This is a genomic window from Microbulbifer harenosus, from assembly GCF_005771435.1.
GTDB lineage: Bacteria > Pseudomonadota > Gammaproteobacteria > Pseudomonadales > Cellvibrionaceae > Microbulbifer > Microbulbifer harenosus.
This window is the reverse complement of record NZ_VANI01000022.1, coordinates 60,715-72,558: the sequence shown is the minus strand read 5'-3', so window position 1 is coordinate 72,558 and position 11,844 is coordinate 60,715. Positions and strand designations below refer to the sequence as shown.

Genomic DNA, 11,844 nt, shown 5'->3' with positions numbered 1-11,844 from the left:
CCATGAGAATTTTGCGGCTGGTATCGCGGCTGCTGGATTACCCGGACAAGGCACTGTATCGGGGGCTCCCCGAGGTCACTGCATTCCTGCACTCACAGGAGCTTGTCGACAGGGTGCGGGAGCCGCTCCTGCGCTTTGTCGACCATTTCAAACAGTACGACCTGCTCGACTGGCAGAGCGAGTACGACGGCCTGTTCGAGCGCGGCCGCGCCGTCTCGCTGCACCTGTTCGAGCATATTCACGGCGAGTCCCGCGACCGCGGCCAGGCGATGGTGGACTTGATGGCGGAGTACCGCGCGGCGGGGCTGGATCTGGCGGAGCGCGAGCTGCCGGACTTCCTGCCCACCTACCTCGAATTCTGTGCCACCCAGGGTGAACAGGCCCTGGGCTGGCTCGCCGATGTGGGCCACGTGCTGGCACTGGTGGCCGCGCGCCTGCAGGAAAAAAATTCTCCCTACGCCGAGCTTTACGCAGTGCTGATGTCGCTGGCTGAAGTATCGGTGGACATGGAGGCGCTCACACAAAAAGTGCGCGGTGAAGAGCCTGACGACACCCCGGAAGCTATCGACAAGGTGTGGGAGGTGGAGATGGTCACCTTCAGCGCGAACCAGGCGAGCACCTGCGACCAGGCTCTCAGCCGCCCCGATGCCCGGCAATACCGCGACGACAGCGCACTCAACTGGGTGGAGGCGGACGCTGCCAGCACCAGCCCGGCCGCCAACGTTACCGGCGGTCAATAGGAGTTCAGCATGAATTATCTCAATACACTTCTGTTCGGCATTTACCCGTATATCGCCCTCACCGTATTCCTGCTCGGCAGCCTGGTGCGCTACGACCGCGACCAGTACACCTGGCGTACCGGCTCCAGCCAGCTGCTGGAAGCGCGCCAGTTGCGCATCGGCAGCATCCTGTTCCACGTCGGGGTGCTGGCGGTGCTTGCCGGACACTTTGTCGGCCTGCTCACGCCGAAAGCGGTGTGGCATTTACTCGGCGTCTCCGCCTCTGCCAAGCAGATGCTGGCGATGGGCGCCGGCGGCCTGTTCGGTACCATCTGCTTTATCGGCATGACCATCCTGATCCATCGCCGCCTCACCAACCCGCGGGTGCGCGCCACTTCCTCGCGCATGGATATCGCCATTCTGCTGTTGCTGTATGTGCAGCTGATTCTCGGCCTGCTCAGTATTTTCGTCTCTGCCGGACATCTCGACGGCGAGGAAATGTTGCACCTGATGAGCTGGGCCCAGTCCATCGTCACCCTGAACGGCGGCGCCGCGGCGGCCTCCATCAGCGGTGTGCACTGGATTTACAAGGTGCACGTGTTCCTCGGTATGACCCTTTTCCTGCTGTTCCCGTTCAGCCGCCTGGTGCATGTGTGGAGCGTGCCGGTGCAGTACTTCCGTCGCAATTACCAGGTGGTGCGCGCGCGCCGTGTGAGCGAGCTGTAACCGGCGATGCGTATGCACAGCAATGTTCTCAGAACAGGCTTCAGGCTCGGCGTAACCGTGGCGAAGCGGCTGCCATCGCGGCCGCTGGAGCTGGCGGCGGTGACCATGCTGAACCGCCAGCTGGCAGAGGAGCTTATTGCCGGGGAGTTCGATTTTCTCGACGGGCGCCAGCTTGATATCGCCGTCACCGATCTCGGCCTGCAACTGCGCATTGGCAAGCGCGCGGCGTCCCTGGTGGCGTTACCCCGCGCGAAACCCGAGTGTCGCGCCGACGCCACCATTGCCGCCTGCGCGGCGGACTTTCTCGCGATCGTCAGCGGCCGTGAGGACCCGGATACCCTCTTTTTCCAGCGCCGCCTGACCATCAGCGGTGACACCGAGCTCGGGCTCACCGCCAAGAACCGCCTCGACGCCATCGACCGCGGTCGCATACCGCCGGCGCTGCAGCGCGCCATCCGTGCAATGGCGGAATCCCTTGCGCCCCGTGTGGCATAGCAACCGGGTTGCATAAAACGTCGGAGAAAAATATGGAACTGGTGTGTCCCGCCGGCAGTCTGCCGGCCCTGGAAGCCGCCATCGACAACGGTGCCGATGCGGTCTACATCGGCTTTCGCGACGAGACCAACGCACGGCACTTCGGCGGTCTCAATTTTGATGAGCGCCGCGCGCAACAGGCGCTTGCCAAAATCCGCGCGCGCGGCCGCCGCCTGTTCGTCGCCATCAATACCTATGCGCGCCCGGACAGGTTCAGCCGCTGGCAGAGTGCTGTGGACCGCGCCGTGGATCTCGGCGCGGATGCGGTGATCCTCGCGGATATCGGCCTGATGGATTACGCCGCCGAACGCTACCCGGATCTCGCCCTGCACCTGTCGGTGCAGGCCTCGGCCACCAGCGCCGCAGCGCTGTCGTTTTACCGGCGCAATTTCGGCATCCGCCGCGCGGTGCTGCCACGGGTGCTGTCACTGAAACAGGTGCAGCAGCTGGCTCGGACAAGTCCGGTGGAGCTGGAGGTGTTCGGCTTCGGCAGCCTGTGCATCATGGCCGAGGGCCGCTGCCATCTCAGCTCCTACGTCACCGGTGAATCGCCGAATATGAACGGTGTGTGCTCGCCGGCAAAAGCGGTGGAGTGGCAACCGACGCCGGCCGGGCTGGATGCACGTCTTAATGGTGTGCTGATCGACCGCTTCGGCGCCGGTGAAAACGCCGGCTACCCCACCCTGTGCAAGGGCCGCTTTGTGGCCGACGACCGCACCGGCCACGCGCTGGAGGAGCCGGTCAGCCTCAACAGCATGGCGCTGCTGCCAGCGTTGTGTGCCGCCGGCATAAAGGCAATCAAAATCGAGGGCCGCCAGCGCAGCCCTTCCTATGTGGCGCAGGTGGTGCGCACCTGGCGCGAGGCCATCGACCGGCTGGCCCGCGGGGGCGAATTCCACATCGATCCGCGTTGGGCGGATACCCTCAGTCGGAACTCGGAAGGCAAGCAGACCACCCTCGGGGCCTATGAGCGCCCCTGGCAATAATCGAACGCCCCTGGCGGTAACCGGATTGCGGAGAAGTTTTTTATGCGCCTGTCCCTGGGACCCAACCAATTTTACTGGCGTCGTACCGATATCAACCTGTTCTATGAACAGATGCTCGAAACTCCGCTGGATGTGATCTATCTCGGCGAAGTGGTGTGCGGCAAGCGCGATGAACTGCGCGCGGCCGACTGGATCGAATTGGCCTGTGCACTCGCCGACAACTCGGACAAACAGGTGGTGCTGTCCACCCTCGCGCTGCTGGAATCCGGTGCGGACTTCAGCTGGGTGCGCAAGGTCTGCGACAACGGTCGCCTGCTGGTGGAGGCCAACGATATGGCCGCGGTGGAACTGCTGGCGGAGGCCGGCCTGCCATTTACCTGTGGCCCGGCGATCAATCTGTACAACCACCGTGCGGTGGCGCAACTGATGACTATGGGCATGCAGCGCTGGACCGCGCCGGTGGAAATGAGCGGTCACCAACTGGGTGAAGTATTGACCCGGCTCACGCACAAACCCGAGGTCGAAGTGCTCGCCCACGGCCTGCTGCCCCTGGCCTATTCTGCGCGCTGCTTTACCGCCCGCCATCTCGGGCTCAGCAAAGACAACTGCGGCCGCCGCTGCATCGAATTCGCCAGTGGTATCCCGCTCACCTCGCAGGAGGATCAATCGCTGTTTGTAATGAACGGCATCCAGACCCTGTCTGGCGAACCCGTAAACCTGCTGAGACAGATGGACAGCCTGCGCACCACTGGCGTCGACCTGCTGCGCCTGTCGCCGCAGGTACACGACATGCGGGCGGTGATCGATGCCTTCGACCGCGCCCGAAATGGCGACACCGATCTGACATTGTTACTCCTCGGCGTCGATGGTTACTGGCGCGGCCAGTGCGGCTTTGACCTGATTGCATCGGGCTGAGCGTTCGCTCTCCGTTTCCGGACACACTACTGGAGATTCTTATGAGCCCACTATTGGCAAGCGACAAAACCGCGGAGCAGCAACTGTTCTTCGCCCCGGTCACCGTCAATGGAATCGAGATTCCACACGCGCACATTTATGCGGAAATGCAGTACTACCCCGCACCCACCCTGCAGGAGGCAGCGTACCGCGCCGCCCGCGCGCTGGTACTCGGCCACCTGCTGCGCGCCGAGGCCGCCGCACAGGGATTGTGTGCCGAAAACGAAGACATCAACGGCGAAGCTTTCGAGTCCGTCGTGGAGCAACTGCTGGCACAGTCACTGGATATCGCGGAAAGCAGCCGCGCCGAGCGCGAAGATTTCTACACCAACAACCGCCACCACTTCCTGTCGTCCCCACTGGCGGAAGTCCGGCATATCCTGCTCCCGGTCACCCCCGGTGACGATGCGGCGGTCGATGCACAAGAGACGCTGGCGCAAAAGCTGTTGCAGGAAATCACCCTCGCCGACGATCCGCTGGTGACTTTCTGCAATCGCGCGCGCGCGGATTCCGCCTGCGAGTCCGCCAAAACCGGCGGCAGCCTCGGGCAGGTCAGCGGCGGCCAAATGGTGCGTGCCTTCGACCAGGCCGTCTTCACCGGCAATACCGGCCTGGTCCCCCATCCGGTGCGCACCGAATACGGTTGGCACCTGATTTACGTGGAGCAGGTCCAGCTCGGCCGTCAGCTGGAATTCGACTATGTGGAAGAAAAAATCCGCGAGTATCTGGCCGAACGCCGTCGCCGCGCGGCGCTGGATGCCTATATGCACGGCCTGGTGGCCGCGGCGGAGATTGGGGGGATTGATATGCTGGCGGAGGCGGGAATACCGAACTGAGTCAGATCTCCAATCCAGAGTAAACACAGCCGGGGTCGAATCCATGATTCGGCCCTGTTGATTCGAGCGCGTGCGCTGGGTGATAGCGCCCGCCACCGGGGGAGGTTGCCTATGACCGACAAAAAGAGTTATCGCGAGTTGCCACTGGTCTATGCCTGTTCCGGCTGCTCCAGCGCCGCACAACTCACCAACGCACTGGCGGTCAAGCTGGACCGCATGAAACTTGCGGAAATGTCCTGCATTTCCGGCGTCGGCGGCGAAGTGCCGGCACTGTTGCGGATTGCCAGATCCGGCCGTCGCAAACTGGTACTGGACGGCTGCCCCCTGCACTGCGCCAGCAGCTGTCTCAGCCGCCAGGGCATCGTGCCCGACGTACACATAGACCTGTCGCAGGAAGGTGTGCGCAAAAAAATGCACACCGATCCCGCCCCGGAAGAAATCGAGCGGATACTGCAAACGGTGATCTCGCCGCGGCTGGCGGAGCTCGAGGACAAGTAAGCGCCGGTGGGTTTACTGGCGGTGGATAAGTGCGCGGTGCAGTGCGGGGTCGAGACAGTTTTCGGTGTTGCACTTCTGCACGACCAGTTCATCAATTCCGATTTTTTTCAGTTCGTACCGTATCTGTGCGATTTCTTTCTCAGTGGTGAGGGACGGGTGGCGGGTCAAGCGGATCTGCAGGGGGACCCGTGCATCCGCCAGGAGTCTGGCGCTTTGCCAGGCGGCTTGGCCGCTGTTGCGCACCCTGGTGATGGCGGCGTAGTTCTGTGGCAGGGCTTTGATATCGAGGCCTACCCAGTGGAGTTTGGGAATGAGTGTTTGCAGTCGTCGCGGGTAGATGCCGGCGGTGTGCAGGCCGATTTTGAAGCCCATGGCGGCGACCTGGTCAATGGCGGTTTCGAGGGCGCCTTGTGCGGTGGGTTCACCGCCGGAGAAGACCACAGCGTCGAGCAGGCCGCGTTTTTGTTCCAGGTGTTGCAGCAGTTGTGGCCACTGGTAGAGGTCGTCGTTTTTTGCCGGTAGCAGGCCGCCGTTGTGGCAGTAGCGGCAGCGCCAGGGGCAGCCCTGGCAGAAGACGACGGCCGACAGCGCGCCGGGGAAGTCGATGGCGGTGAAGGGAGTGAATCCGCCTACGCGTAGTTGTTCTTTCATCGTATGGGCGTCAATCCGGTGGCGGTTCTATCGCGCGTTCTATGGTGTGCTGCAGCCGGGCCATCCTTGACCCGGTTGAACGGGCTGTTTTTCCACAGCCCGTTCAATCGCGTGTGTCAGCCGGCTTTCTTTTCCGCGACAAAATACTGTCGCTCCGCATGCTCCGACTGCTTGCCCGGATTCCAGAATGACACCGGGCGGTGGTAGCCCATTACGCGGCTCCATACTTCGCAGGGGGTGCGCTCTTCATCGCGGAGCGTGATCGTTTTGGTTTCCATGGTTTTTCCTCTTTTGTTTGCTGTGGTTGGGGTCAGCGTGGGGTCCATCAGTGTTCGCCGCATTTGCGTTTCTGTGCGATCAGCTCTTCGTCGCACAGCGGGCAAAATGGGTGTTCGCCGCTCAGGTAGCCGTGTTTGGGGCAGATGGAAAAGGTCGGCGTGACGGTGATGTACGGCAGGCGGAAGTTTTCCAGGGCGCGGCGCACGAGGGTGCGGCAGCTGTTGGCGTCGGGCAGGCGTTCGCCCAGGTACAGGTGCAACACGGTGCCGCCGGTGTAGAGGACCTGCAGGGATTCCTGGCGGCGGAGGGCCTCAAACGGGTCGTCGGTGAAGCCGACGGGCAACTGGGAGGAGTTGGTGTAGTAGGGCGCCTGTTCGCTGCCGGCCTGCAGGATATCCGGGTAGCGCTTTTTGTCCTCGCGGGCGAAGCGGTAGGTGGTGCCTTCGGCGGGAGTGGCTTCGAGGTTGTAGAGGTGGCCAGTGGCTTCCTGGAATTCGGTCATGCGCGTGCGGATATGTTGCAGCAGCCGCTCGGCGAAGGCGTGGCCTTCTGGGCTTGTGATGTCGTCGCGACCGGCGCTGAAGTTGCGGATCATTTCGTTGATGCCGTTGACGCCAATGGTGCTGAAGTGATTGCGCAATGTGCCCAGATAGCGCTTGCTGTAGGGGAAGAGGCCGGCGTCCATGTGGCGTTGAATGACCTTGCGTTTGACTTCGAGGGAATCGCGCGCGAGTGCCATCAGTTGGTCGAGGGCTTTTATCAGGGCGGCTTCGTCGCCGGCGTGCCGGTAGCCGAGGCGCGCGCAGTTGATGGTCACTACGCCGAGGGAGCCGGTCTGCTCGGCAGAGCCGAACAGGCCGTTGCCGCGTTTCAGCAGTTCCCGCAGGTCGAGCTGCAGGCGGCAACACATGGAGCGCACCATGTTCGGACTCAGGTCGGAGTTCAAAAAGTTCTGGAAATAGGGCAGTCCGTAGCGCGCGGTCATCTCGAACAAGCGCTCGGCATTTTCGCTGTGCCAGGGAAAGTCCGGGGCGATGTTGTAGGTGGGAATGGGGAAAGTGAACACGCGGCCGCGGGCGTCGCCCTCGCTCATCACTTCGATGTAGGCGCGGTTGATGAGATCCATTTCCTGCTGGAGCTCGCCGTAAGTGAATGGCATTTCCTTGCCGCCAATCACCGGCACCTGTTGGCGCAGGTCTTCCGGGCACACCCAGTCGAAGGTGAGGTTGGTAAATGGAGTCTGGGTACCCCAGCGCGAGGGTACGTTGAGATTGAAGATCAGCTCCTGCATGCACTGGCGCACTTGTGCATAACTCAGCTGATCCTTGCGCACGAACGGCGCCATGTAGGTATCGAAGGAGCTGAACGCCTGGGCGCCGGCCCACTCGTTCTGCAGGGTGCCGAGGAAGTTGACGATCTGGCCCACGGCGCTGGACAGGTGCCTGGGCGGTGCGGACTCCACTTTGCCGGGCACGCCGTTCAGGCCCTCGTTCAACAGGGTGCGCAGGGACCAGCCGGCGCAGTAGCCGGCGAGCATGTCGAGATCGTGGATGTGCAGGTCGCCGTCGCGGTGGGCGGCGCCGATCTCCGGGGTGTAGACGTGGTTGAGCCAGTAGTTGGCGATCATCTTGCCTGCGCTGTTCAGGATCAGGCCGCCGAGGGAGTAACCCTGGTTGGCATTGGCAGCCACGCGCCAGTCCGCCTGCTGCAGGTATTCGTCGATGGAGGCCCCTACGTCCACCAGGGTCTGGCGGTCGGCGCGCAGTTGCTGGTGGCGGCTGCGATGGGCGATGTAGCCGCGTGCGGTGTCCAGATGGTTGTTGCTGATCAACACCTGCTCGACGATGTTCTGGATGGCCTCGATATCCACCGGCGTGTCGCCGTCGTAGCGGTGGCCGATGACCTTGACCACCTGGGCCGACAGCAGCTCCGCCTCATCCTGCCCGAAAGCACCGGCGGCCTGGCCGGCGGCGAGAATGGCGCGGGTGATGCGATGGCGGTCAAACGCCAGGGTGCGGCCATCGCGTTTGCGCACCAGGTATTTGCCGGTGCCGCCCGTGCGCGGTGCGCCGCCGGGTGATCCTGCGGCAGGGGTGGGAGCGTTGGCGGAAGCAGGCGTGGGGTCGGGCATGGGGAACTCTCTCTCACTGTTTTTGGCCATGTTAGCGGCGCGCTTGCGGCGAGGATTGATCTGGGTCACCATATATGGTGTTTTTTTGTTTTTCGAACACAACATGTTGTGATTTTTGAATGCGTGGCGTCAGGGCGAAGAGAACAGTGCCAGCAGCGCCAACAGGGTCACGCCCCATAGGGCACACAGCAGTTTCCAGAACAGGGAGGCATGCTGGTGGTGCAGGTCGGAGGGGTCGTCCCGCAGATACCGCGGGTTGGGGTTTGCCAGGTCCGCCATGAAGTCGTCGAGCGTGTGGTAGCGCTGTTCCAGATCAATGGCGCAGCCGCGCGCCAGGGCGCGGTCGAACCACAGCGGGATCACCGGGTTGAATTGGCGCGCATCGCGGTAACGCAGGCGCTCGTAGTCACCGCGCGCGCGGCAGTCGTTGATTTCTTCGCCGTAGGGCAGCTGGCCGGTGAACAGTTCGTAGGCGATGGTGGCGAGCGCGTAGAGATCGCCGCGGATGCCGGTATTGCGGCCAAGCAGGGTGTGCGGGTCGGAATAACTCGCCGTGCCGAGTGCGCTGCTGTGCTGCAGCGGGCGGAAGATCTCCGCGGAGCCGGCTATGTACACCGAGCCGAAGTCGACGATGCGGGCGTGGTCGTCGCGGTCGATCAGGATATTGGCGGGGCGCAGGTCCTGGTGCACCGTCTCCTGGTCGTGGAATGCCTGCAGGCCAGCGGCGATCTCCTGCAGCAGACGGAAGGCGCGCGTCGGTTTGGGGAAGCGGTTGTGTTGCATCCACTGTGCCAGGGTTTCGCCTTGGATGTATTCCATCAGGTAGTAGAGCGCGGTGCGCGGCCGCTGCTGGCGGAGCACGCGCGCCACCCGCGGGTGCTGGATACGCAGTCCCACCCACTCCTCCTGCACGAAACGGTCGATGTAGTGCAAGTCGTCGGCATAGTTCGCCGACGGAGTCTTCATCACCAGTTGCTCGCCGCTGGCGGTATCGCGCACCAGGTAAAGCTGGCTGCGCGGGGAGGCGTAAAGTTCGCGCTCGACCAGGAAGCCGTCCAGGCGCATGCCGGGTTCCAGGGGGGGCGGGAACGGCAGGCGGGTGAGCTGGCGGCTGTACTCGTCGAGTGTGGTGGCGGGCAGTGCAATGATCTCCAGCACCACCGCACTCAGGTTGTCGTCGCTGCCGGCGAGCAGCGCCTGCTGCACTAAGGCGTTCGCCATGTGCTGGGCGCTGGCATCGGGCGCGCTGAGAATACCGCGCAGAGTTTCCTCGGGCAGGAAATCGTGCACGCCGTCGCTGGTGAGCAGTAACCGGTCACCGGGGGCGAGATCTATACGGCCGTAATCCACCTGCAGTGCGGTATCCATACCGAGGGCGCGCACCAGCATCTGGCGCTGGCGCCCGAGTATCACGGTGTGGTCGCGACTGGCCTGGCGCAGCTCGGCGCCGCGCATGTGGTAGATGCGGCTGTCGCCGACGTGGAAATAGTGCGCGGTGCGGCTCTTGATCACCAGTGCGGAAAAGGTGCACAGGTAACCCTTCTCCTGCTGGGTGAAGGCGTGGCTCAGGCGGTAGAGCTTGCTGTTGATACTGGTGAGCGCCTTCTCGCCGGCGCGCGCCACCGGCCAGGTATCGGGCACGTTGAAGTAGTCGCTGACGAACTGGCGGGTGGCGGTTTTGCTGGCGTGGGCGCCGGCCTCGGCGGAGCTCACGCCGTCGGCTACCGCCGCCACCGCGCCCAGGTATTCGCGCAGGTGTGGATCGTCCGGCCAGTGGAATATCGCCGCATCCTCATTGTCGGGCTTGCGCCCGGCGAGTGTGGCGAGGCCACTTTCGAGCAGTGGCGCGCTGCCGCCGCTGTCTTTTGACGGAGCGGGTTTCGCTCCCTGCATACTGTTCACGACCCCTTTTCGCACCACGCCCTGCGTCATGCTCCGTCTCCGGTTTATTCCACATTGATCAGTTGCACACTGCCGTCCGGCAGGGTCTCGGCGATGGTGCCGGCGGGCTCGTCGAGGAACCAGCAGATCCCGGCGATGACCGCGGCGGACGCGGCGATAATCAGGAAGAAGTTGCTGTAGTCGACGTAGGACAGCGCGGCCAGGTACACCACGCCGCCCACGTTGCCATAGGCTCCGGTCATGCCGGCGATCTGGCCGGTCATGCGGCGCTTCACCAGCGGCACGATCGCGAACACCGCGCCCTCGCCGGCCTGTACGAAGAAAGAGCAGCTCATGGTGGCGAGCACCGCGATCCAGATCCACCAGGTGCCGGTGATCTGACTCAGCACAAGGTAGCCCGCGGCGAGCCCGCAGATCAGCACCATCAGGCTGCGGCGGCGGCCGAGCTTGTCACTGAAGTAGCCGCCGGTGGGGCGAGATACCAGGTTCATGAACGCGAAGCCGGAGGCCAGCAGGCCGGCGCTCACCGCAGACAGCCCTTCAAAGGTATCTAGGAAAAACAGCGGTAGCATGGACACCACCGCGAGCTCGGAACCGAAGGTGACGAAGTAGGCAAGGTTGAGAATCGCTACCTGCTTGAATTGGTACTTCTCCAGCTCCGGCACGCCGTGTCTGAGGTTGTCCTTGTTCACCCGCCAGATCTGCTGGGTCTGGAACGCGAACAGCAGGGCCAGCACTGTCCACAACAGATAGGTCGTCTGCTGGCTGAGCAGTGCCACCCCGACCGGTGACAGTTTGTAGACAAGCAGTGCCAGCGCCAGGTACATGGGGATGTTCATCAGCAGGTAAAAATGGAAGTCCCGCTTGCTGGTGACTTCGAGGCCGCCGCTTTTCTTCGGCTTGAAGTAGGTGGAGCCCTTGGGGGTGTTGCGCGCGATACGGAAGTAGACGATACCGTAGAAGAAGGTCAGCACGCCGGTAGAGGCCAGCGCGTAGCGCCAGCCATCGTCGCCACCAAACAGCAGCGCCAGGGTCGGCAGGGTCATGGCGCCGGCGGCGGAACCGAAATTGCCCCAGCCACCGTAGATGCCTTCGGCGAGGCCCACCTGTTTGGCTGGGAACCACTCGCCCACCATGCGGATGCCGATCACGAAGCCCGCGCCCACAAACCCCAGCAGGAAGCGGAACAGTGCCAGCGCCTCATAGCTGCTGGCAAATGCGAATCCCATGCACAGGAAGGAGGAAATGATCAGCAGCATACTGAAGATGTGCCGCGGCCCGAAGCGGTCGACGAGAATGCCGATCACGATGCGCGCGGGAATCGTCAGCGCCACGTTCAGGATCAGCAGCGCCTTGATCTGCTGGCTGCTGAGCTCGAAGGCCTCCTTGATGAACACCATCAGCGGCGCGTGGCTGAACCACACCAGAAATGTCAGGAAAAATGCAAACCAGGTGATGTGCAGCGTTTTTATCTTCGGGTCTCGCAACGAAAAAAATTGAAAGTGGCCATCGTCTGTCTTCATCACCGCGCAGCTCCTTGTGAATTCTGGAAGAAAAAAATCAGCAGGTTCGCGCCGATGCTAGAGCGTTGGCGGCGGAGGAAAAGCGCGCGGGAGTGGTAACTCTGG

The 11,844-nt window shown here is 63.0% G+C and carries 12 protein-coding genes; 7 read left to right on the top strand and 5 right to left on the bottom strand.

The window, feature by feature from the left end; genetic code table 11:
* The first annotated feature begins 2 nt into the window (after positions 1 to 2).
* The 7 genes from narJ (at position 3) to FDY93_RS17995 (ending at position 5,253) form a co-directional block, all read left to right on the top strand.
* Entirely contained in the window at positions 3 to 740 is a 738-nt protein-coding gene (narJ, locus tag FDY93_RS18025; RefSeq protein ID WP_138237142.1) for a nitrate reductase molybdenum cofactor assembly chaperone, read from the top strand.
* Positions 741 to 749: 9 nt separating this feature from the next.
* A complete protein-coding gene (gene narI, locus FDY93_RS18020) occupies positions 750 to 1,445 on the top strand; it encodes a respiratory nitrate reductase subunit gamma (RefSeq protein WP_138237141.1) in 696 nt (231 codons plus the stop codon).
* A 12-nt stretch (positions 1,446 to 1,457) separates the two neighbouring features.
* On the top strand, positions 1,458 to 1,940 hold the full coding sequence (gene ubiT, locus FDY93_RS18015; protein WP_166218638.1) for a ubiquinone anaerobic biosynthesis accessory factor UbiT: 483 nt from the start codon (positions 1,458 to 1,460) through the stop codon (positions 1,938 to 1,940).
* Positions 1,941 to 1,972: 32 nt separating this feature from the next.
* Positions 1,973 to 2,965, top strand: a complete 993-nt coding sequence (gene ubiU, locus FDY93_RS18010) for a ubiquinone anaerobic biosynthesis protein UbiU (RefSeq protein ID WP_138237139.1) — start codon at positions 1,973 to 1,975, stop codon at positions 2,963 to 2,965.
* A 42-nt stretch (positions 2,966 to 3,007) separates the two neighbouring features.
* Positions 3,008 to 3,880: a U32 family peptidase gene (locus FDY93_RS18005; protein ID WP_138237138.1), complete on the top strand. Its 873-nt coding sequence runs from the start codon at positions 3,008 to 3,010 to the stop codon at positions 3,878 to 3,880.
* 41 nt (positions 3,881 to 3,921) lie between these two features.
* Complete coding sequence (locus tag FDY93_RS18000; RefSeq protein ID WP_138237137.1) at positions 3,922 to 4,755, top strand: peptidylprolyl isomerase; 834 nt, start codon at positions 3,922 to 3,924, stop codon at positions 4,753 to 4,755.
* 111 nt (positions 4,756 to 4,866) lie between these two features.
* A complete protein-coding gene (locus tag FDY93_RS17995; RefSeq protein ID WP_138237136.1) occupies positions 4,867 to 5,253 on the top strand; it encodes a putative zinc-binding protein in 387 nt (128 codons plus the stop codon).
* A 12-nt stretch (positions 5,254 to 5,265) separates the two neighbouring features.
* Here FDY93_RS17995 and FDY93_RS17990 read toward each other — a convergent pair whose 3' ends face one another.
* The 5 genes from FDY93_RS17990 to FDY93_RS17970 all read right to left on the bottom strand — a co-directional run bounded on the left by FDY93_RS17990 (position 5,266) and on the right by FDY93_RS17970 (position 11,739).
* Entirely contained in the window at positions 5,266 to 5,904 is a 639-nt protein-coding gene (locus FDY93_RS17990; RefSeq protein ID WP_138237135.1) for an anaerobic ribonucleoside-triphosphate reductase activating protein, read from the bottom strand.
* A 116-nt stretch (positions 5,905 to 6,020) separates the two neighbouring features.
* Positions 6,021 to 6,182, bottom strand: a complete 162-nt coding sequence (gene nrdD, locus FDY93_RS17985) for an anaerobic ribonucleoside-triphosphate reductase (protein ID WP_138237134.1) — start codon at positions 6,180 to 6,182, stop codon at positions 6,021 to 6,023.
* A gap of 47 nt (positions 6,183 to 6,229) precedes the next feature.
* Positions 6,230 to 8,314 carry a ribonucleoside triphosphate reductase gene (locus FDY93_RS17980; RefSeq protein ID WP_138237133.1) on the bottom strand — a complete coding sequence of 695 codons (2,085 nt, stop codon included), beginning with the start codon at positions 8,312 to 8,314 and terminating at the stop codon, positions 6,230 to 6,232.
* A 129-nt stretch (positions 8,315 to 8,443) separates the two neighbouring features.
* A complete protein-coding gene (locus FDY93_RS17975) occupies positions 8,444 to 10,246 on the bottom strand; it encodes a bifunctional protein-serine/threonine kinase/phosphatase (RefSeq protein ID WP_246068638.1) in 1,803 nt (600 codons plus the stop codon).
* A 14-nt stretch (positions 10,247 to 10,260) separates the two neighbouring features.
* Positions 10,261 to 11,739 carry a NarK family nitrate/nitrite MFS transporter gene (locus FDY93_RS17970; protein WP_138237167.1) on the bottom strand — a complete coding sequence of 493 codons (1,479 nt, stop codon included), beginning with the start codon at positions 11,737 to 11,739 and terminating at the stop codon, positions 10,261 to 10,263.
* Positions 11,740 to 11,844: the final 105 nt, after the last annotated feature.

Bases quoted from the DNA above. Each gene is read 5' to 3' on its own strand.
- narJ (WP_138237142.1), top strand. From the start codon at position 3: ATGAGAATTTTGCGGCTGGTATCGCGGCTGCTGGATTACCCGGACAAG.
- narI (WP_138237141.1), top strand. From the start codon at position 750: ATGAATTATCTCAATACACTTCTGTTCGGCATTTACCCGTATATCGCC.
- ubiT (WP_166218638.1), top strand. From the start codon at position 1,458: ATGCACAGCAATGTTCTCAGAACAGGCTTCAGGCTCGGCGTAACCGTG.
- ubiU (WP_138237139.1), top strand. From the start codon at position 1,973: ATGGAACTGGTGTGTCCCGCCGGCAGTCTGCCGGCCCTGGAAGCCGCC.
- FDY93_RS18005 (WP_138237138.1), top strand. From the start codon at position 3,008: ATGCGCCTGTCCCTGGGACCCAACCAATTTTACTGGCGTCGTACCGAT.
- FDY93_RS18000 (WP_138237137.1), top strand. From the start codon at position 3,922: ATGAGCCCACTATTGGCAAGCGACAAAACCGCGGAGCAGCAACTGTTC.
- FDY93_RS17995 (WP_138237136.1), top strand. From the start codon at position 4,867: ATGACCGACAAAAAGAGTTATCGCGAGTTGCCACTGGTCTATGCCTGT.
- FDY93_RS17990 (WP_138237135.1), bottom strand. From the start codon at position 5,904: ATGAAAGAACAACTACGCGTAGGCGGATTCACTCCCTTCACCGCCATC.
- nrdD (WP_138237134.1), bottom strand. From the start codon at position 6,182: ATGGAAACCAAAACGATCACGCTCCGCGATGAAGAGCGCACCCCCTGC.
- FDY93_RS17980 (WP_138237133.1), bottom strand. From the start codon at position 8,314: ATGCCCGACCCCACGCCTGCTTCCGCCAACGCTCCCACCCCTGCCGCA.
- FDY93_RS17975 (WP_246068638.1), bottom strand. From the start codon at position 10,246: ATGACGCAGGGCGTGGTGCGAAAAGGGGTCGTGAACAGTATGCAGGGA.
- FDY93_RS17970 (WP_138237167.1), bottom strand. From the start codon at position 11,739: ATGAAGACAGACGATGGCCACTTTCAATTTTTTTCGTTGCGAGACCCG.